Here is a 19605-nt window from a genome sequence, read left to right as displayed (position 1 = left end):
ATGTTTATTTAGGTTACACTCAATTCAAATAAAGTGATGCTCGCACTGATCACATTCAACTAATCGATACAACAACAAAAAGATTCCTCATTACTGAGAAATCCTCGAAGAATAAAAACTATCTTTCAACACCAGTTGACAAAGAGCCATAATATTCTGCCACCACGCCGGGATCAAAAAAGGCACACTCGTCAGTGAGTGTGCCAATTTTAGCAGGATCACTGTCGAGTTTTAGCACTATACAACGTAGAATCAAATTCAGCCACATTAGAAAAAGCCTTGAAGGCAATTCCAGCTGACTCATGGGCATCTCTCGATGTTTCTGAGCAGTAGCGTGTGTTTGTATAGGAGCCTCACCTAACAGGTGTTATTCAGATTTCTCTCACTTCTAATGATAACGACTTTTCCGCCAATTGCAACCAATCGCCATCACTTTTTTTCAAAAAAACCGCGCAAAAGGTTGATTCATCAACAGTTAACTTTAACTAATTTTTTTGTTTGTTCCAATGAATTTTACTGGTTTGCCAAGTCTTTTTAAAGTCTGGGCCGATTCAATGGCGGCGGCAACTTCTGTTCACCCCTCTTCACCGGCGTCAATGGTGTCACGGCAAACGTTCGCCGTTGGTCTCCCTTAATCGAGCGGCGTCCAGAGAGTTGCGTCCAGCCAAATTCGACTAATTTCATCAGTTTCCCGATCAGTGCCTTTAATTGTGCGGCCATTTTTGATAAACTAGACTCATTGTGAAACTTATTAGAGTGGAGGAACGATTTTGATTTTAATGAATGATATCGTGCGCGATGGCGATCCTGTTCTTCGCCAAGTCGGCGCGAAAGTCGCATTTCCCTTAAGCGACGAGGATCGCCAGTTGGCCACAGAAATGATGGCCTATCTGGAAAATAGTCAAGACCCTAAGCTGGCTGAGAAATATGGGCTGCGTCCTGGAGTTGGTTTAGCGGCGCCTCAAGTTGGTGTTTCTAAAATGATGGCGGCGGTCTTGGTGCCAGGCCCTGAGGATGATCCCACACCACTGTTCAAAGAAGTGATCATTAATCCAGTGATCGTCAGTCACTCGGTCCAACCAGCGGCGTTATCAGAAGGCGAAGGTTGCCTGTCCGTTGACAAGGACATTGACGGTTATGTGGTCCGCCACGATCGGATCACCATGCGTTACCAGGACACCTCTGGTCAAACCCACAAGATTCGACTACGTGACTACCCAGCGATCGTTTGTCAACATGAGATCGACCATCTGAATGGCCACCTATACTACGACTTGATCAACACGCAGACACCTTTCCAACTGACCGACGACAGCACTGTCCTGATCGACTAACCCCACAACGCATCCATTTCACGTCAAAGTCTCATTTGGTTGTTGGCTTCGCCGCTGATTTTTTAGACTGGGCCGACTGAGCGCTTTCCGTTGGTGAGCTGGACGTTTTCACCGGCGCGGTTTGCGCCGCGACCAATTGATCGGCGGTCTTGATGCGGCCCATGTCGTGCATATAGCGGATCGTCGCCTGATTGGCTAAATAAGCCACGTCGAAATGAAAAGTTTGTTTTAGTTGCCAGCATTCTGTCACATGGACAGGAGCTGGCAATTTTAGAATCTCATTCAATAAGGCGGTCAGTTCCGCGGCGGTCAAAGGCAAGGTATGCGGCGCTTTGATCTGCACGGTATACTCGAACAAGAGCACATCGCGATGCCAAATCGAAACCGGCACGGCGCTCTTTAGACTGGCGAACGCGATAAAGGGATACTTCGTTTGCCACTTAGTCAGAGCTTGGATCAAGCGTTGATCAAGAAATTGCTGCTGCCGCCGTTGTTGGCGAATCAGCCAATAATGATGACCGCTGATGCTGAGAATGGTAACAACCACCAGACCGAGAATCACACCGAGAAAGATTTGCATAGCGCGTCGCCTCCTTTTGCCCTCAGTATACCCTATTCTTGCGGGAAAAAGGTCAAAGGTGCTCAATGTTGCACACCGATCGGAAGGAATAAATTTTCCCAGCGAAAGACTGTTTCCTCAACCGTTTCGGTATACAACGACCGGAAATTATGATAATATCAAAATAACTGTGAGTCAGGCAGTTGGTTTTGCGTCGCCTTTTTTGACACGTGAAACGGACTTGTTTGGCTGACCAAACGTTCGGAAATAAATGCTATTAATAAGGAGTTCTTAATTTGATTTATAAAGTATTATATCAACCCACCGAAATTCGCAACCCACAACGGGAGTTAACGCAAGCCCTTTACCTCGAGGCCAATTCAAGCGTTGCCGCTCGCGCCTTGGTTGAACAGAATACCGAATACAACGTTGAATCGATCCAAGAATTAACGGGAAATTTCTTGGAATACGAGCAAAAGAGTCCTAACTTTAAGCTCACGGAGTTTAACTAATGGTTAAAAAGTTAAAAATCCAAAATAACGAAACCGCGGTTTACGCCATTGGTGGTCTCGGCGAAATTGGCAAGAATATGTACGGCGTCCAATTTCAAGACGAGATCATTGTGATCGACGCCGGGATCAAGTTTCCTGAGGATGACCTATTAGGGATCGACTATGTCATTTCGGATTACAGTTACATCGCCGAAAATATTGATAAAGTCAAAGCCTTAGTGATCACTCACGGTCACGAGGACCATATCGGCGGGATTCCTTTCCTGCTGAAACAAATCCCCAGCATTCCAATTTACGCTGGTCCACTGGCCTTAGCGCTGATCAAGGGTAAGCTGGAAGAACATGGTTTGTTGAGCACGACTGAACTGCACCAGATCAATGAAGACACGGTCCTGAAGTTCCCGAAGGTCAGTGTGACCTTCTTCCGGACCACTCACTCGATCCCTGACACGCTTGGCGTGGCGGTCCATACACCTCAAGGGGTGGTGGTGGAAACGGGTGACTTCAAGTTTGATCTGACCCCTGTTGGCGATCAACCTGCCCCCAACCTGCAACGGATGGCCCGTTTAGGGGAAGAAGGCGTCCTGTTATTGATGTCCGATTCCACCAATGCTGAAATTCCGAACTTTACCAAATCTGAACGTTTTGTCGGAAATTCAATTCGCCATATTTTTGAAGGCATTGAGGGCCGGATCATTTTCGCCTCCTTCGCGTCTAATATTTCTCGGGTGGCTCAAGCCATCGCGGCGGCGATCGAACACGATCGTAAAGTCGCCGTCTTCGGTCGTAGTATGGAAACCGCGATCGTCAATGGCCAAGAGTTAGGCTATTTGAAGATTCCCGATGGTGTTTTGGTGGACGCCCATGAAATCAATCGCCTGCCGGCTAACAAGGTCATGATTCTTTGTACAGGCTCTCAGGGTGAACCCATGGCCGCCCTTAGTCGGATCGCCAACGGGACCCACCGCCAGATCTCAATCAATCCTGGCGATACCGTGATTTTCTCCAGTAATCCGATTCCCGGCAACACCATCAGCGTTAACCATCTGATCAACCAACTGTCAGAAGCCGGCGCTGACGTGATCCACGGCAAAGTCAACAACATCCATACTTCAGGTCACGGTGGCCAAGAAGAACAAAAGCTGATGTTACGACTGATGAAACCGAAATTCTTTATGCCGATCCACGGTGAGTATCGGATGTTGAAGATCCATACCGAATTGGCGGAACTTTGCGGCGTGCCCTTGGATCATAGCTATATTCTTGAAAACGGCGATGTCTTAGCGCTGACGGACAAACGGGCCCGGTTAGCGGGACACTTCCCAGCTGATGATGTTTATGTTGATGGCTCGGGAATCGGTGATATTGGCAATGTGGTGCTTCACGACCGACGCCTGCTCTCCGAAGAAGGCTTGGTGGTTGTAGTAGCCACGATCGACTACAAGAAGAAATTGGTCTTAGCAGGGCCGGATATTCTTTCGCGCGGCTTCGTTTACATGCGTGAATCTGGTTCCTTGATCGAAGCGGCCCAGAAACGGATCTACAACCTGATCCGCAAAATGTTCGCTGACGAAGACAAAGTCACCGAGGCAATGCTACGCGATGCCATTATCGACGCCTTACAGGAATTCCTCTTCACCCGCACCGAACGGCATCCGATGATCCTACCGATGCTGATCAGCACGAATTAAACCGAATAATTTTTCACTGGTGTGGCAAAAAAGTGACCATCACTTTTTTGCCACACTTCATTTTTTGCTTGAATTGACAGGCTTTAGACAATATAGCTCCACTGCCGATTCAATAGTTACTTGGGAGGAATTCATTAATGAAATATGTGGTCATTATCAACCCCAAGGCCGGTAGTGGCGCGGCCGCCAAAGTCTGGCCGCAACTTGCCGCCAGCTTGACCGCGGCGAAGGTTGACTATGAACCGATTTTTACCGAATATTCTGGTCACGGTGTCTTGTTAGGCGAGCAATTGGGCCAAAAGGCGTTGGCGCTTGAAGCCGCCGCTACCAGCGCGGGTCAGGTGCTGAGCGGGCCCATGTTCACTATCTTGATCGTTGGCGGTGATGGCACCGTTAATCACGTGCTCAACGGCCTCCACCACCCAACGCACCCGCATTTTCAGATCCCCATCGCCTACTTCCCCGCTGGCTCCGGCAATGATTTCGCCCGTAGTCTGCATTTGCCCCGGAAAGTCGATCACTTTATCCAACGTTTGCAGCAAATCAGTACGCCGACGCCACTAAACGTGTTCGCGCTGGCCTTGCAGAACAGCGCCGCCGAGCCCAGCCAGCCCTATTACCTGATCAACAATTTCGGCATGGGCTTTGACGCGCATGTGGTCCACCTCACCGAACACTCGCCGTGGAAAAGTAAATTGAATCGTTGGCACTTGGGTAACCTGGCTTACGTGATTAATTTGATCTCGGTGCTCAAACACCAACAGCCCTATGCCTTGGATCTCGACCTTGGCGCCGATCATTTCCATTTCGACCGGGCCTATCTCAGTACCTTGACCAATATCGCCTATTTCGGTGGTGGGGTCCCGATCGTCCCCGCCGCCGATCCCCATATTCAAGAGTTGAACTTGATCATTCTGGAAAAACCGAGTTTGCCGAAGTTTATTTGGCTCTTCATTCTGATGCTGACCAATGGTAAACATTTGAATAGTCCCGCGGTCCACCTTTTTCGGGGGCAAACCCTCAAACTCCACATTGCGCCGGCGCAATTCGGTCAAATGGACGGTGAAGACATGGGCGCGCATGAATTTCAGTTGACCGCCCATAATCAACAATATCCTTTCTGGATCTAATTTATCACGCTTCTCAGCGGGATCAACCACACCATCATGTGGCTGGTCCCGCTTTTTGTCTGGGGTTCTATGGGTTCGGGCTTCTTAGGTTAAGCGGTAGACCAGGGGGGCGATTTTTCTTGGCGGGAATTCGCCACAAAGGGTGGTGCCCGCCAGCGAAAATCGATGGACAAGTTTACTTAGCATTCCTAAAATAGGCCTTGTTCTTAAATCAAAAGCAAAGGAAGCGTTGGTAACATGGACAAGAAGAAATTATTGCAGGTGGCTCAAGCGGAGCGACGGGATGAGGGGCGTCTTGGTCGAATCACCCAACTCAGCCTCGTCCATTATCTAATGTTAATGATCGCTTGGTTGATAATTTTTGTGATTCGGATTTTAGCCAAGCAACCAACGACGGACCTGTTCTTTATGATTCTCGTCGCGGGACTGGGGCACGAAGTCTTCAGTTGGCAACAGCATAAATCTTGGTGGTCTGCCCTCTTTCTCTTGGTTTTGCTGGCGGCGGTGGCGACGACGGGCTGGTCCTTGGTCGCGCCGCTCCTACTTCGTTGAGCCATGAGCAGACCGAAATTACACCTACAAAATCGTTTGAAGCAGGCCCGGGGCGCCGCGGGCTTGACCCAGAGCGCCTTGGCAAAGTTGGTCGGCGTTTCGCGCCAAACCATCAGCAATATCGAAACCAATCAATTCGTACCCTCAGCGCGGCTGGCCCTGTTGCTGTGCTTGGCCTTAAATCAGGACTTCGCCGATCTGTTCTACTTTGACGACCCAGATCAGGTCCAGCGTGACCACTAACTGCGCCCTTGGTCTGGCCTGCCGAGCAGCTGGCTGGGTGATTGGCTGACTGGCTGGCTGACTGAATTGCCCATAACAAAAAAATGTCGGAAAAGTTTCTGTTTTCCGACATTTTCTTTATTTTAATGGCCTACTTGCTAGTTTGTTTACTGAAACTGGTAACTTGTTGGGCTTGCACTCTGAAACGTGCCGCGCGACCGGCACCTAACAATTCTCTGGGCGTAACGCCGCCATTCCGATCAAAGGATCGATGGTATTGGCCGCAATCAACCGGGGCGTTAAAATAAACGTCTTTTTGTCAGCGGGCTGGGTCGGCGCTGACTCAGCGACAACGGCGTGCTCCTGGCGCTTGACCGTGGCAGCGCTAGGTTCCGGCGGTATTGCCCCAGCCGTCGACGTCGCTGTGACCGTTGGCGCCGCCGCGCTAGCGGGCGTCACTTTCTCCGGACTCGCAGTCATTGGGGCCGTTGTCGCGGTTGGGGTCTGATAGGTGGCGTCCGTTTCCGCCACGGTTGGCTGGGTCAGTAAGGTATGACCTGTCTGGAACATCGCCTTGATCCTTGGAGCCAATGTTGTTTGCCGCTCGCTGCCTTGATTACGGATCGCTTGAACAAAGGCCGTGGGATCGCCGACCATGACCAATTTGTTCTTCGAGCGGGTTACCGCTGTATACAACAATTTCCGCTGTAACATCATGCGATTATTCATTGTTAGCGGCAAGATCACCAGCTGATACTCACTACCCTGCGACTTATGGATCGAAATGCAATAAGCCAAGCTCAGATTATGCCAAGAAGATTGTGGGATCTCAACTTCCAACCCAGAAAAATCAATGATCAGCTGGGCCTCGGCCTCATCTTCGCCTTTAGCGGGGCGAATCCCCGTGATCTGGCCAATATCACCATTGTAAATCCCCAACTGGCCTTCATTTTGCAACTGAATGACCTTATCGCCAATGCGGAAAACCCCATTATTGACCACGACTTCTTTGGTTCGCGCGGTCTTTTTGGGATTGACCAGGGCTTGGACCGCCACGTTGATCTGATCGATCCCGCCATCATAACGGTACATTGGCGCCAAGACCTGCGTCTCGTTCAAGCTGAATTGCCGCCGCAACGACTTTTGCATGACTTGCTCAACCACATGGGCAACTTGTCCCGAGGCACACTGGATAAACGTGCGATCTGGCAAGCTTGCGGTCAGATCCGCTGGTACCTCGCCATCGCGGATCGACCGCGCCAAATTGATGATCGTGGAGTCATCTGACTGACGATAGATCGCCGTCAAAGCCGTGACTGGCAGACACTTGCTGGCAATCAAGTCCGCAAAGACCCGCCCTGGTCCCACTGAAGGAAGCTGGTCCTGGTCCCCCACCAACAAAACCTGCATCCCCTTAGGAATGGCTTGCACCAAGGTTTGAAAAAGGCGCTGATCAACCATCGACATCTCATCGACGATCAAAAGTTGCCCCTGCAAATCATTCCCGGTCATTTCGCTGAACTGATCGTCATTCGGCGCCAGCCCCAGTAAACTGTGCAGGGTCCGCGCGGGCAATTGAGTCATTTCATTCAATCGTTTCGCCGCGCGCCCAGTTGGCGCCGCTAACTTGATCGGAGCCTCATCTTGATCCTCGTCATTTTTGGCTTGTTTGAGCTTAAAGTCATTTTTCTCCGCGAACAGGTGAACCACCGCTAAGAGAATCGTGGTTTTCCCGGTGCCAGGTCCCCCCGTCAAGACTGAAAGTGGTTGATCCAAGCCGGCGCGGATCGCCTTGATCTGCTGGGGATCATACGTGACGCGATACCGTTTCTCCAACCGCTGGAGTGCCGTTTCAAAGGCGTGATCATCCCAGGCCTTGACTTTGGCCGCCTGCAGCCGGTGCAATTCTTGGGCAATCTTGACCTCGCTTAAATAAGTCGCCCCTAAATAAAGCCGCTGCTGCTCCACCACGATCAAGCCTTCACTGGCCAAGGTCACCAACTCGTCAGCGATCTGAGTATCAGTGGGCACTTGCCGTCGCGTGGGCCGCAACAAAGCTAGGGCCCCTTCCAGCGCCGCTTGCGCCGTCACGAAAGCATCGCCCGTTTCCAGCAAATTGCTGCGCATGAATTGGATCACCGCGCCTTGGATCCGCACCGGCGCATCGAAATCGATCGCCAGATTCTGGGCCAACTGATCGACCCGCTTGAAGCCGATCTGGGGAACTTTCAAGGCCAGTTGATAGGGATTTTCCCGCAAAACGTCCAAGGTTTGCCCACCGAAATTCTTCATTGCCTGACTGATCATCCAGGGAGTCAGCCCCAACTGGGTCAGTGACAAAATCATTTTCTCGGTGCCATAAGATTCCCGTAGCTGGTCCAAAATCGTGGTGACCTGTTTGGCCTTCAAGCCGATCGTCGTTAACTGTTCGGGATCCGCCATGATCTCATCGATCGCGTCCACACCAAAATGAGCGACGATTTTCTGCGCCGCAACTTTGCCGACTCCGGGAAAGCGATCCCCGGAGAAATATTGAACCAAACTATCGGAAGTCGAGGGCGCCAAATGTTGCGCGCTAGTAACTTGGACTTGCGTGCCATATTTACTGTGCACCACCAGCTTGCCCTTGAATTCATAAAGTTGATCCAAGTCCAGTTCCCCAAAATCACCTTTGACCGTGATCGTTGGTTCCGGCCAAGAAAAGTCGGCCTCTTTGATTTTCACGATAACGATTTTAAAGTAGCTTTTCGGATCTTCAAAACGAACATCCTGAACTGAGCCAGTCAAAGTCACTGGTTGATTGATCATTGACACGCCCGTAGCACCTCCACGACGAAAAATATTAGCGCTGACCTTATTTGATACTGAAACCGTTGCTTGCCGCGCCTGTTAAGTCACTATCTGTTTCCCGCTGAATCACGCCGGTCACCTAGTCATCGGTTGACGTTGGATCTGGCGCTGAATCCAAGGGGGTACTGTTAGATTTCTCAGACTGATCTGGACCAAGAATCGCGGTCACCGCCGCCTGATATTTCTGCGGCGCCTGCGCTGCCGCTTGTCGCAATAAGGCGGCGCCCTGTTGCGCTTGCCCCTGATTCAAGCGGCAACCGCCCAACACAAAGGCCGCATCAGCATTTTCAGGCGCCACTTGATAGGCCGTTTCCGCATAAGCTTGCGCCGCCGCCCACAACTGCTGTTTCGTGAGGATCTGGGCCAAAAGGAGATTTTCAGCCAATCCTCGGGGCGTTTGTTCCACCGCGGTCAGCGCAAAAGCACTGGCCAGTTGGAGCTGTTGCTGCTCAAAATAAATCACGGCCACTAGATAATTGACGGCTGCCGCTAATGGGGACGTGACCAATGGCTGCAATAAAGCCAGCGCCTGCTGATCATCCCGTAATTGGTGGGCGATCACCGCCTGGTTATAGGGAATGGCCACATTATCAGGCGCCAAGACTGCCGCACGAGCTAAAACTTGCTGTGCCTGGGTCAAATCAGCCACCGCCATTAAATGGGTAGCCAATTCAATCAGTTTGGCCACATCATTGGGGTTTTGCTGTAGTTGTTTGGTTAGCTGGAGAATTGCCTGTTGTTGCTCAGCGACTGAAAGCCGAGTGCTATCGGGCTGTTTGGCTCCTTTAGGCTGTTCCGCATCTGACGTTCCCATCATCAAAACTCCTTTCAACTTGAAAAATCGCCGCGACACGCTGTCACGTGGCTGTTTTAGCTGGCCTTATCTGACCGACCAACCGACCGTATTGATCGAACCGGGCCCAGCGGAAAAAGACCATAGTTGATTCCGACCACCTGCTCAAACCGAATCGCTGGCGCCAAGCTTCTTGCCCAAGTATGACGTTTCGTTCCAGCGGATCTTCTGAAATGTTCGCCCCTGGTCATGGGTGGCCAATTCGGTCAAGCTGGTATTGGCCAAGCCCCCATCTTTGCGCAGATCTTTCAAAGGGGTACCCAGCAACGATTGCATCAACGCCGTTAGCGCCGCCCCATGACTGACGACCAGAATATTCGCCGAATCCTGCGGGTAACGCTGTGAAATCGCCACAATGACCCGCCGCATTCGCAAAATCAGTTGGCTGAAGCTCTCCGCCTGGATACGCTCAGCTTGAAACTGATCCGGGCGATAGCGAAAAGCATCAACCTCATGGGGATATTTGCCTTCCACCTCTTGGTAAGTTTTGCCTTCCATTAGGCCCAGATTGAATTCGCGCAAATCTTTCTCCAAATAGATTGGCAAATTTGGCTGATTCAAATTCTCGCTGATGAAAACCGCCGTCGTCTGCGCCCGCAATAACGGACTGGTATAAATCGCCTGAAAATGAAGCCGCTCATGCTTCAAATAATTCGCTAATCGGGTAATATCCCGATAACTAGCCGGCAATAACGGCGAATCCCCATGCGCGCCTTGAAGCCGTCCCTCCAGATTCCATTCTGTTTTACCATGTCGTACGAAGAAGAAATTTGTCATCCTTACCCCTGCCTATCAAGCTTAGTCAGCTACCCATCGCTAAAATCACTGTAATGAAAAAGGCTGGGCGATTTTCATCGTCAACAGCCCGATTTTCATTTGGACTTACACATATTGTAAGACTTTTGTATGGTCATAGGCAACATCAATTGTCCCGCCGCCTAAACATTCTTCATTCTCGTAAAAAACAACGGCCTGACCTGGCGTGATCGCGCGGACCGGCTCATCGAAAACAACGACGGCGCTGGTTGGATCGGCCGGATCCATTTTCACAGTCACACCAACATCTTTCTGGCGATAGCGAAACTTCGCAGTAGCGTGAAACGCCGCTGCCGGCGCCTGACCCGCAACAAATGAAAGCTTCACAGCAGACAAGCTCGTCGCGAATAACCGCGGATTATTGAACCCTTGGTCGACGATCAACGTGTTCGTCGCCATCTCCTTACCAACCACAAACCAAGGCTCGCTGGAGTCACTGGAACCCCCGATACCCAAGCCTGAACGTTGGCCAATGGTATAATACATCAAGCCATCATGCTGACCCTTGAGCTCACCAGCTGGTGTCCGCATCGCGCCAGGCTGAGCCGGCAGGAACTCTTTCAAGAATTTCTTGAAATCACGCTCGCCAATGAAGCAGACCCCAGTGGAATCCTTCTTCCGCGCGGTATACAGCCCCGCTTTCTCAGCGATGGCCCGCACCTCTGGCTTGCGCAAATGACCAATCGGGAACATGACCTTCTGCAACTGCTCCTGCGACAAAGTATTCAGAAAATAAGTCTGATCCTTGTTGTCATCGGCGCCGCGTAACAAATGAACGCTGCCATCCTGATCGCGCCGCAACTGGGCATAGTGACCCATGGCAATGTAATCCGCATTCAGTGACAAAGCGTAATCCAAGAAGGACTTGAACTTGATCTCCTTGTTGCACATCACGTCCGGATTAGGCGTGCGATTGTGCCGATATTCATCTAAGAAGTATTCAAAGACCCGATTCCAGTATTCTTTTTCAAAATCGATCGAATAGTACGGAATCCCAATCTGATTGGCCACTCGAGCAACATCTTCATAATCCTCTGTTGCCGTGCAGACCCCAGAATCCGTGGTGTCATCCCAATTCTTCATGAAAACACCAATAACATCATAACCTTGTTCTTTAAGCAATAGCGCCGTCACTGAGGAATCAACGCCACCGCTCATCCCGACAACAACCCGGGTCTTTGAATTATCCATTGTTACATTCGCTCCTCAATTATTAGGAGACGACAAGTAGAATGTCGCGCTCCATGAAATTCTCGATCAAGTAGTTGAACTGCTCAACTTCCTTGACATTCTTCTCATCTTTAAAAATATTGACGGCCTTCAAGCCACTACGATCTGTAATACTCATTTTCATTGAGGCCAGATCCGCGCCCACGGTCATTTTCAGTTGAAAAACCGCCACATAAGGTGATTCACCATAAAGTGGGCGGATCAAAGTGAAACTACCATTCTTGCTCTTCGTAAAGCCGACATCACGCAAGGTGTAGGCCTTAACCTGAGGATTCAATTTAAATGTCCGTTGATCGCCCATTAATTTAACTTCATCTTTTGCCATTAAACTCGCTCCTTAATTAAGATCATGAGTTCATTATAACAAAAACAAGCGCTGTCGGTACAGTCCACCATTAAGTCGTCTGCTGTAAATAATCGGTCACGACAGCAACCAAGGCTTGACCTAAGGCACGCGCCTGAGCCAAGGTGTTCTCACTACCAAACGAGAGTCGCAAGGATTCGCTGATTTCCGCGGCATTAGCGCCATACAGCGCTGTTAACACGTGAGACGGTTGCAAGCTGCCTGCCGTACAAGCCGAGCCGCCGGAAACCGCAAAGCCGCGCAGATCCAAACTAGTCAGGGCCAAATTGGTCGGCACCCCGGGAAACCACAAATTCAAAACATGCGGCAAACTCGCCTGCAAATCAGGTCCATTAATGTGGTAAGTCACCCCAGCCTGGTCCAATTCGGCGAGAACCGCCTGTTTCAAGGCCAACAGCTGATCCCGCCGCTTCGCCTTGTTGGCGCCGGCCAAATCGCGAACCGCCTGAGCCATCCCGACGATTCCGGGAAGATTCTCGGTGCCGGCGCGGCGTTTATGTTCTTGTTCGCCGCCATTCATAAAGGGCACCAGCTTGACCCCAGTTTTGGCATATAAAAAGCCAACACCTTTCGGACCATGAAGTTTGTGACCGGAAACCGACAAGAAATCGACTCCGAGTTCCTGAACATCAATCGAAAGCACGCCGTAAGCCTGAACCGCATCGGTGTGGAAAATCACCGGTTTGTCCGCCAACATGGCGCCAATCGCCTTGATTGGTTCGATCGTCCCGATTTCATTGTTGCCCATCATGATCGACACAAGAATCGTATCCGGTCGCAAAGCCGCCGCCACCTGGTCAACCGTCACATAACCCAGACCATCCACGGGCAAATACGTGACCTCAAAACCTTGCTGCTCCAAGCGCGCCATCGTCTTCAAAACCGCCGGATGCTCGATCGCGGTGGTAATAATATGATGACCCTGCTGACCATAGGCCGCCGCCGTGCTTAAAATGGCGGTATTATCACTTTCGGTGCCACCACTGGTGAAGATCACTTCATCAATACTAGCGGCGTTGATACTTTGGGCAATCGTCTGCCGGCTTTGATCCAGCAAATCATGCGCCCGCCGACCGAAAAAGTGCGTGCTTGAGGCATTACCGAAATCATGACTTAACACGTCGGTCATCGCCTGAACGACCGTCGGACTGACCGGCGTGGTCGCGGCATTATCAAAATAAAAATGTTCCATCTTCCACCTCCATCAACAGTCAAAACCAACCGAGGCGCCGCCCTGAATCAGCCGTAAAAAATCAAGCCTCGGCAAATTCTGGGATCGCGGTCAACAACAATTTCGCCGCGTTACGCCCAGCGGTGACCACAAACTCATCAAAACTAACCGTCGCCGCATCGTCACCATTATCACTAATCGCGCGAATGATCAAGAACGGTTTTTGGAAGCTGGTGGCTACTTGAGCAACCGCCGCGCCTTCCATTTCCACCGCTTGCACCCCAGGGAAATTCTGTTTGATCAACGCGACGTGTTCAGGATCAGCGATAAATTGGTCGCCTGTGGCAATCAACCCAGTCACACTATTCAAGGTCAACTGCGCGGCCGCCGCTTGGATCGTCGCCAAAAGTTTCGCGTCCGCGTTGAAATAAGTCTCATGATCAGGAACTTGACCCAAGACATAATCCCCGCCGCCGGTCACATCCACATCATGATAAACCAAGCGATCACCGATGACCAAGTCACCCACCTGCAAGCCTGCGCCCACACCGGCCGCCGAGCCAGAATTGATCACACAATCAACCGCGAAATGATCAAACAAAATTGTCGCCGTCAACGCCGCCTGCACTTTACCGATCCCAGATTGCGCTAAAATCAAATCAACGTTCTTGTAATGGCCGATGGTAAACCGCACCTGACCGATCACTTCTTCGCTAACGGCGCGTAAATGTTTCCGATACCGTCCGATTTCCTCTGCCATTGGGACCAAAATTCCAACTTTCATCCTAATTCCTCCATCATCGGCTGATCCAAATGATCAGCCGCTGTTTTCTCCATCCTAAGATAACAATAATCGACTATTTTCTAGTTTTTAAAATTTTAACTATTTCGTATTTTAACTATTTCGCATTTTACCAATTTCACTGAGACCATTTTAATCTGGGCCAGGCGCTCACCCTAGGCGAACGCTTGGGGCGGTGCTACAAAAAGAACAACCCTAAATAGGTCAAAATAATCAATAAACTGACGATCACTAACGCCCAATTTAAGCGGCGGCGCATTTTGGGATGCGCGACCGTGCTGGTACCTGGTTGACCGAGCTCCGCCTCCCGTCGCGCCATTCGCGTGGTTGGGGCGATATTTTCACCACGACGTTCGCTTTCTAAACGTTCGCTTCGCCGTCCTGCCGCACTGGGCTGGCTCAAATCAACGATCAAATCAGGCTCAGCGCTGGTTGGGCGCGAGCTAGTCTTTCTTTGGACCATCTTGGATTTCACCACATTTCTCTTGTTGGGCCGCCTGCAATTGTTCCCAGTATTTCAAGGCGATCAACGTTTTCCCATCAAGAAACTGGGAAGTGTATAACAATTGTTGCGCCTCAGCTAAAGTCAACAGCCGCACCTCTAAGAACTCATCTGGATCCAACGGCCGCTTCTCGCGCAGCGCTTGGAGATCCTGGGCTAAGTATAACGACATCCGCTCCGTGGCAAAACCCGGCGAGGTATAAAAAGTCGCCAGCAGCTCCCAGTTTCGGGCGGACTGACCAATCTCTTCATTCAATTCACGTTGCGCCGTCTTCAAGGAATCAGTCTCCAAGGGATCGATTTTGCCAGCTGGGATCTCCCAGGTTTCGTGGGCTAACGGCGCGCGCCACTGCCGGACGAAGTAAGCGTGATTCCAATCCGCCAAGGCGAGAATCGCGACCGCGCCATGATGTTCAACGATTTCTCGTTCCGCCAATTGTCCATTAGGAAGTTCAACGACCTGTTGATGCAGGCGGAGAATGTGACCGTCATACAGCAAACGATCGCTTTGAACTTTTTCTGTGAAATCCATGATCCTCCCACTTTCCACAAGTAAGTATCATACCGAATTTTGACCGACTTGTCACTCAATTTAACTTATTTTTTGTACGTAAAATTTCAACCGGGCCGCAATTAGGTATTTCTAGCCAACAAGTGTTATTATACCAGCACCCGAATCAGAAATGAAAATAATTCCGCCATCTTTGCGAAAATTTAGACCACTGAACCATCAGGCCCACTCTTGAATCAGCGCCTGAATCAAATGACGGAAAGGAAAATCAACCCTTAGCCTTATTCAGTTTACCGCAAATTATGATAGAATTTAGACAGTAAGTATTACGGGAGGTTAATCATGAAATTCAAAAGTGTTTTATCTGGTCTATTAACAGCTTGGGTCGTCGTCTTTTTCGGTCTGACCATTATCTCAGCTTTATATGGTGCCATGGATAGTACGGTTTTTGGCATCTCCATTATTGCCTTGGCCGGCTTGGTTCTATTAATTGTGACCCGGCGTTCAATGCGCCGCGACCAGAAGGCCACCGATGGCTTCAATGAGCCTATTAGCAGGAAAATGCTGGCCCATTACCAACAAGCCGGTTTGTCTGAGGCCGAGATCAACGTTTTCCGCGAAACGATGAGTGACGCGAAGAAAGAAATCGTTGAGTTGGAACAAACCATGCAGGCCGTGCCAAAATTGCGGGCCATCAATCTTAATCATGATACGATCGGTCTGACGAAAGCAATGTTCTCAGCTTTAGTCAATGAACCCGCGCGGCTTCAAGAAGCGGCCGACTTCCTTTATAAGCACCTGCCGACTAGCCTGGCCATCGCTAAGAAGTATCAAGAAATCAGCAAGCACGAGATGAAAACCAGTGACACCTACGCCGTTCTCGATCGTAGTGTTGAAATGTTGGCCTCGTTGAGCGAGCAGATCAAGCAAGATTATCTGGATTATGTCCACGATGACGTTAGTGAGTTAGAATCAACTTTGGATGGGGTCGATAAAGAACCCGCCCACCCAGATTTCAACATCACCAACGACCGTTCGATTGCCCAGATGCAAGACCAGCTCAACCAGATCCAAGCAGACTATCTCGAGGATCAGCAACCTAAGACCACCGATCAAAGTGATCACGACCCTGATCAAGGTACCCAAGACAGTAAAGATGGTGAAGATAACAATGACAGATAAGCAAACCAGCGGTCAAAATCAAGACCTTTACAATGATCTGCTCGCAACACCTTTTGACGCCACCGCCACCACACCAGCTGCCAAGGCACAAGCCAGCACTGATGAGGAAACGGCTTTGGCCCGGCTGACCCCTGAACAAAAAAACCAGGCCACCGCGCTAGTCAACCAAATCGACACGAAGAATCAAGCGGCGGTCCTTAATTATGGCGCCAATGCCCAGAAGCAGCTCTCCGCTTTTTCGCAAACCATGCTGGATCAAGTTTCCAGCCAACAAACCGGTGAGATCGGTAATGTCTTGACAGATCTGATGTATCGCCTTAACGAAGCCAATCCCAGCGAATTAGAAGCCGAGAACAAAAATGTTTTCCGTAAACTATTTGGCAAAGTTCGCCGCTCGGTCTACGAACTGACCGCAAAATATCAAAAAATCGGCGCGCAGATTGATACGATCGGCGTGAAACTAGACCATCAGAAAAATGATCTCCTCGTCGATAATAAAATGCTGGACGGTCTATATCAACAGAACAAGGCTTATTTTGACGCCTTGAACGTTTACATCGCCGCAGGTAAGGTCAAGCTCAATCAGCTTGAGCAAGAAGAGATCCCCGCCCTTTTGGCCAAGGCCGAAGCTTCGGGTGATCAGATGACGGTTCAAGAGGCCAATGACCTTAAACAATTCGCCGACCGTTTGGAAAAGCGGACCCACGATCTCGAATTGGCGCGCCAGATCACCATCCAGCAGGCGCCACAGATCCGGTTGATCCAAGGGACCAACCAAGCGCTAGCTGAAAAGATCCAAGCCTCGATCAATACCGCGATTCCTTTATGGAAAAACCAAGTCGCGATCGCTCTCACCCTCTTGCGCCAAAAAGATGCCGTGACCGCGCAACGACAAGTCTCGCAAACGACCAACGATCTTTTGACCAAGAACTCAGAGATGTTGAAGATCTCCGCGATCGAAACCGCCAAGGAGAACGAACGTGGTGTCGTCGATATCGAAACGCTGCAGAAGACCCAGAACGATCTGATCGAAACCTTGCAACAAACCCTGAAGATCCAACAAGATGGTCGCAAGAAACGTCAAGCCGCCGAAGTCGAATTAGGCAAAATGGAAGAAGAACTTAAACAACATTTATTGGCCTATAGTCATGGTGAGACCACCAGTGATTACCGGACGCGCAAAACCGTTGATCCGCTGGCCGATCTAAAGATCGACCACCAAAATAACGACGAGTCGAAGACGATTTAGCGTCAGTCATCTCTTGATAATTCAGTATAGAAAAGCGATGTCACTGTAAAAAGTGACGCCGCTTTTTTGATCCAATTTCTAGCGGTACGATCAAACAGGCTCAGTTCTCCAAGACTGCTGATTTTACACTGTTCGGCGGCGATGCTTCAACCAACGATACCCCGTTAAGATCGTGGCCAACAAACTTAGAACGATCGAAATGATAAAAGTAACCTTCATACCGTAAATAAAGGTTGCGGGATGCTGCGGCAAATAAGTGGTCACGTGGCGTCCCAACTGTTGACTCATGGCGGAGAACAGGATCGTCGTCGCGAAAGTGATCCCGATCACCATCCCTAATTCCCGCGCCAAACCATTGATCCCGCCGGCCATGCCCAGATCTTTGGTGGCGACAGAGCTCATCACGATCGTATTATTAGGCGCCTGAAAGAGTCCATTACCGAAACCGACCAAACCGACAAACGCGGTGAACAGCCATAATGGACTTTGTAGATCCGTCAAGAAATAGCCGATCTGACTGATCGTGATCAAAACCAGCCCCCAGAAGGTCAAACTTTCCGGCCCGATCCGATCCGAGATCGAACCGGCGATCGGCGCGACCAGCACCTGGATGATCGGGAAAACCATCAACAAGTAACCAGAAGTATTGGCCGCTAAACCCCGCGCGTTTTGTAAGTAGAACGGCGCGATCACATTGAAAATAAAGTTGACCACAAAAATCATCAAAGCGGTCAATAAACTCAGCGAGAAATCAATATTTTTGAAAATCACCAGACGCAACATGGGTGCCGGTGTCCGGCGCTCGTGATGAAAGAAAATAATCAACGCGAGCACGGCCAATAGCAACAGGCCCCCCACTGCCCAATGACCGTAACCAATGTCTTGACCAATAAAGATCCCGCCAAAAAGCCCTAGGATCGCCACCGCGAAAGACAGCGTCCCTAGCCAATCGATCCGCGCTGGCGTTTTAGACAGATCCGCGGGCAAAACAAAGATGCCTAAGACAAACGTCAAGATGCCCACAGGAACATTGATCCAGAAAATGTTGCCCCAATACCATTTCGCTAAGATCAACCCACCGATGCCTGGTCCGGCAATACTCCCTAAAGAAACGAAACTGCCGATCCAACCCAGCGCCTTGCCCCGTTCGTTCAGGGGAAATACTTCTGTAATAATACCGTTGTTCGTACTCATGGTCATCGCCGCGCCCAAAGCCTGAATCACCCGACCGACCAAAAGCAAGCTCAGCCCGTGGTTAAAGCCGGAGAGCAGTGAGCCGCCAATAAATAAGATCGTGCCCAAGCGAAAAATGCGAATCTTTCCGAAAATATCACCCAATTTTCCGAAAAACAGCAATAAGGCACAAATCACCATCAGATAGACCGAGACGATCCATTCCGCCTGATTCATCGGAATAGCCAGATCCTTGCTGATGGTCGGCAACGCGATATTCACGATGCTGGCATCCAGGGTCGCCATGAAAGTAAACATCCCGACCGCCGTTAAAATCAACCAACGCTTGGCTTGGACCCACGGATCATTTAAATAATTCTTGTTCATTACAATTTTGGGCGGGAAACCTCTAACTTTAGTCAGAGGAGGAAAGCCTGCACTTACTAACGCTAGTTAGCTTTCTTGCTTGGTCGTCCCGCCTTGCCCCTTTCTGTTCTCTGATTTTGAATATAGTTGGCAACCGTCTCTTTTGACATGTTGCCGAGTGTCCCCATGTAATAGCTTGGCGACCACAAATGTCCACCCCAGAGGAGTTTCTTGGTCTCAGGATGAGCTGTGAACCATGTCCGAGCTGATGCACCCTTTAAGATCTTGACAACAGTTGTGGGCGCATACTTGGGCTTGAAGCTCAAAAGCAGGTGCACATGATCCGGCATGACCTCTGCTTGTTCAATCGTGATCTCGTTATCAGTTGCCGTGGTTTTTAGGATCTCAAGCATTTCCGCCACATACTGCGGTGTATCAAAAATTGGTCGGCGATATTTGGTGACCCACACAAGGTGGTAGTGAAAGCTGTATACGTAGCCGCGCTCTTTGATTACATTTTCCGATACCATAGGTAT

20 protein-coding genes and 1 riboswitch are annotated in these 19605 nt (G+C 50.2%); of the genes, 8 read left to right on the top strand and 12 right to left on the bottom strand.

Annotation, left to right across the window (positions count from 1 at the left end; translation table 11 throughout):
- Nucleotides 1-213: 213 nt before the first annotated feature.
- Nucleotides 214-372, bottom strand: a riboswitch (M-box (ykoK) riboswitch).
- 398 nt (nucleotides 373-770) lie between these two features.
- Nucleotides 771-1334 (top strand): peptide deformylase, encoded by a 564-nt coding sequence (def, locus tag EKM94_RS11620; protein WP_125602154.1) that lies wholly within the window; start codon nucleotides 771-773, stop codon nucleotides 1332-1334.
- Between the two features lie 31 nt (nucleotides 1335-1365).
- Here def and EKM94_RS11615 read toward each other — a convergent pair whose 3' ends face one another.
- Nucleotides 1366-1914: a hypothetical protein gene (locus tag EKM94_RS11615; protein ID WP_125602151.1), complete on the bottom strand. Its 549-nt coding sequence runs from the start codon at nucleotides 1912-1914 to the stop codon at nucleotides 1366-1368.
- Between the two features lie 275 nt (nucleotides 1915-2189).
- On the opposite strand from EKM94_RS11615, the gene EKM94_RS11610 reads away from it, so the two are divergent.
- From EKM94_RS11610 to EKM94_RS11590, 5 genes are all read left to right on the top strand, one after another.
- Entirely contained in the window at nucleotides 2190-2405 is a 216-nt protein-coding gene (locus tag EKM94_RS11610) for a DNA-directed RNA polymerase subunit epsilon (RefSeq protein WP_125602148.1), read from the top strand.
- Entirely contained in the window at nucleotides 2405-4096 is a 1692-nt protein-coding gene (gene rnjA / locus EKM94_RS11605; protein WP_125602145.1) for a ribonuclease J1, read from the top strand. The genes EKM94_RS11610 and rnjA overlap by 1 nt, the downstream gene beginning before the upstream one ends.
- A gap of 137 nt (nucleotides 4097-4233) precedes the next feature.
- Nucleotides 4234-5226 carry a diacylglycerol/lipid kinase family protein gene (locus EKM94_RS11600; RefSeq protein ID WP_125602142.1) on the top strand — a complete coding sequence of 331 codons (993 nt, stop codon included), beginning with the start codon at nucleotides 4234-4236 and terminating at the stop codon, nucleotides 5224-5226.
- 237 nt (nucleotides 5227-5463) lie between these two features.
- On the top strand, nucleotides 5464-5778 hold the full coding sequence (locus EKM94_RS11595) for a DUF6442 family protein (protein WP_125602139.1): 315 nt from the start codon (nucleotides 5464-5466) through the stop codon (nucleotides 5776-5778).
- 3 nt (nucleotides 5779-5781) lie between these two features.
- Nucleotides 5782-6021: a helix-turn-helix transcriptional regulator gene (locus EKM94_RS11590; protein WP_125602136.1), complete on the top strand. Its 240-nt coding sequence runs from the start codon at nucleotides 5782-5784 to the stop codon at nucleotides 6019-6021.
- A gap of 204 nt (nucleotides 6022-6225) precedes the next feature.
- Here EKM94_RS11590 and recD2 read toward each other — a convergent pair whose 3' ends face one another.
- From recD2 to EKM94_RS11545, 9 genes are all read right to left on the bottom strand, one after another.
- Complete coding sequence (gene recD2, locus EKM94_RS11585; RefSeq protein ID WP_225422225.1) at nucleotides 6226-8808, bottom strand: SF1B family DNA helicase RecD2; 2583 nt, start codon at nucleotides 8806-8808, stop codon at nucleotides 6226-6228.
- 121 nt (nucleotides 8809-8929) lie between these two features.
- Nucleotides 8930-9664, bottom strand: coding sequence for a tetratricopeptide repeat protein (locus EKM94_RS11580; protein WP_164511230.1), 735 nt, complete (start codon nucleotides 9662-9664; stop codon nucleotides 8930-8932).
- A 144-nt stretch (nucleotides 9665-9808) separates the two neighbouring features.
- Complete coding sequence (locus tag EKM94_RS11575; RefSeq protein WP_125602127.1) at nucleotides 9809-10480, bottom strand: histidine phosphatase family protein; 672 nt, start codon at nucleotides 10478-10480, stop codon at nucleotides 9809-9811.
- Between the two features lie 105 nt (nucleotides 10481-10585).
- On the bottom strand, nucleotides 10586-11710 hold the full coding sequence (gene mnmA, locus EKM94_RS11570) for a tRNA 2-thiouridine(34) synthase MnmA (protein WP_125602124.1): 1125 nt from the start codon (nucleotides 11708-11710) through the stop codon (nucleotides 10586-10588).
- Nucleotides 11711-11732: 22 nt separating this feature from the next.
- Nucleotides 11733-12074 (bottom strand): DUF1831 domain-containing protein, encoded by a 342-nt coding sequence (locus tag EKM94_RS11565; protein ID WP_125602121.1) that lies wholly within the window; start codon nucleotides 12072-12074, stop codon nucleotides 11733-11735.
- Nucleotides 12075-12144: 70 nt separating this feature from the next.
- On the bottom strand, nucleotides 12145-13305 hold the full coding sequence (locus EKM94_RS11560; RefSeq protein WP_125602118.1) for a cysteine desulfurase family protein: 1161 nt from the start codon (nucleotides 13303-13305) through the stop codon (nucleotides 12145-12147).
- A gap of 61 nt (nucleotides 13306-13366) precedes the next feature.
- Nucleotides 13367-14068 (bottom strand): 5'-methylthioadenosine/adenosylhomocysteine nucleosidase, encoded by a 702-nt coding sequence (locus EKM94_RS11555; RefSeq protein ID WP_125602115.1) that lies wholly within the window; start codon nucleotides 14066-14068, stop codon nucleotides 13367-13369.
- 196 nt (nucleotides 14069-14264) lie between these two features.
- Entirely contained in the window at nucleotides 14265-14549 is a 285-nt protein-coding gene (locus EKM94_RS11550; RefSeq protein ID WP_125602111.1) for a hypothetical protein, read from the bottom strand.
- Nucleotides 14530-15120: an NUDIX domain-containing protein gene (locus EKM94_RS11545; RefSeq protein ID WP_125602109.1), complete on the bottom strand. Its 591-nt coding sequence runs from the start codon at nucleotides 15118-15120 to the stop codon at nucleotides 14530-14532. Before EKM94_RS11545 ends, EKM94_RS11550 begins: the two co-directional genes overlap by 20 nt.
- Nucleotides 15121-15441: 321 nt before the next feature.
- Between EKM94_RS11545 and EKM94_RS11540 the strand changes: the two genes are divergently transcribed.
- Together EKM94_RS11540 and EKM94_RS11535 are read left to right on the top strand one after the other, a co-directional pair.
- The gene (locus EKM94_RS11540; RefSeq protein ID WP_125602106.1) at nucleotides 15442-16281 is read left to right on the top strand and encodes a 5-bromo-4-chloroindolyl phosphate hydrolysis family protein; all 840 of its coding nucleotides are present in this window, start codon (nucleotides 15442-15444) and stop codon (nucleotides 16279-16281) included.
- Nucleotides 16271-17530, top strand: a complete 1260-nt coding sequence (locus EKM94_RS11535; protein WP_379861186.1) for a toxic anion resistance protein — start codon at nucleotides 16271-16273, stop codon at nucleotides 17528-17530. Before EKM94_RS11540 ends, EKM94_RS11535 begins: the two co-directional genes overlap by 11 nt.
- A gap of 123 nt (nucleotides 17531-17653) precedes the next feature.
- On the opposite strand, the gene EKM94_RS11530 is transcribed toward EKM94_RS11535, so the two are convergent.
- Together EKM94_RS11530 and tnpA are read right to left on the bottom strand one after the other, a co-directional pair.
- Nucleotides 17654-19090, bottom strand: a complete 1437-nt coding sequence (locus EKM94_RS11530; protein ID WP_125602100.1) for an MFS transporter — start codon at nucleotides 19088-19090, stop codon at nucleotides 17654-17656.
- Between the two features lie 62 nt (nucleotides 19091-19152).
- On the bottom strand, nucleotides 19153-19599 hold the full coding sequence (gene tnpA, locus EKM94_RS11525; RefSeq protein ID WP_125602160.1) for an IS200/IS605 family transposase: 447 nt from the start codon (nucleotides 19597-19599) through the stop codon (nucleotides 19153-19155).
- Nucleotides 19600-19605: the final 6 nt, after the last annotated feature.

It is taken from the genome of Lapidilactobacillus achengensis (assembly GCF_003946655.1).
GTDB classification, from domain to species: Bacteria; Bacillota; Bacilli; order Lactobacillales; family Lactobacillaceae; genus Lapidilactobacillus; species Lapidilactobacillus achengensis.
The sequence above is the reverse complement of the archived record's forward strand: the minus strand, read 5'-3'. Positions and strand labels throughout refer to the sequence as shown.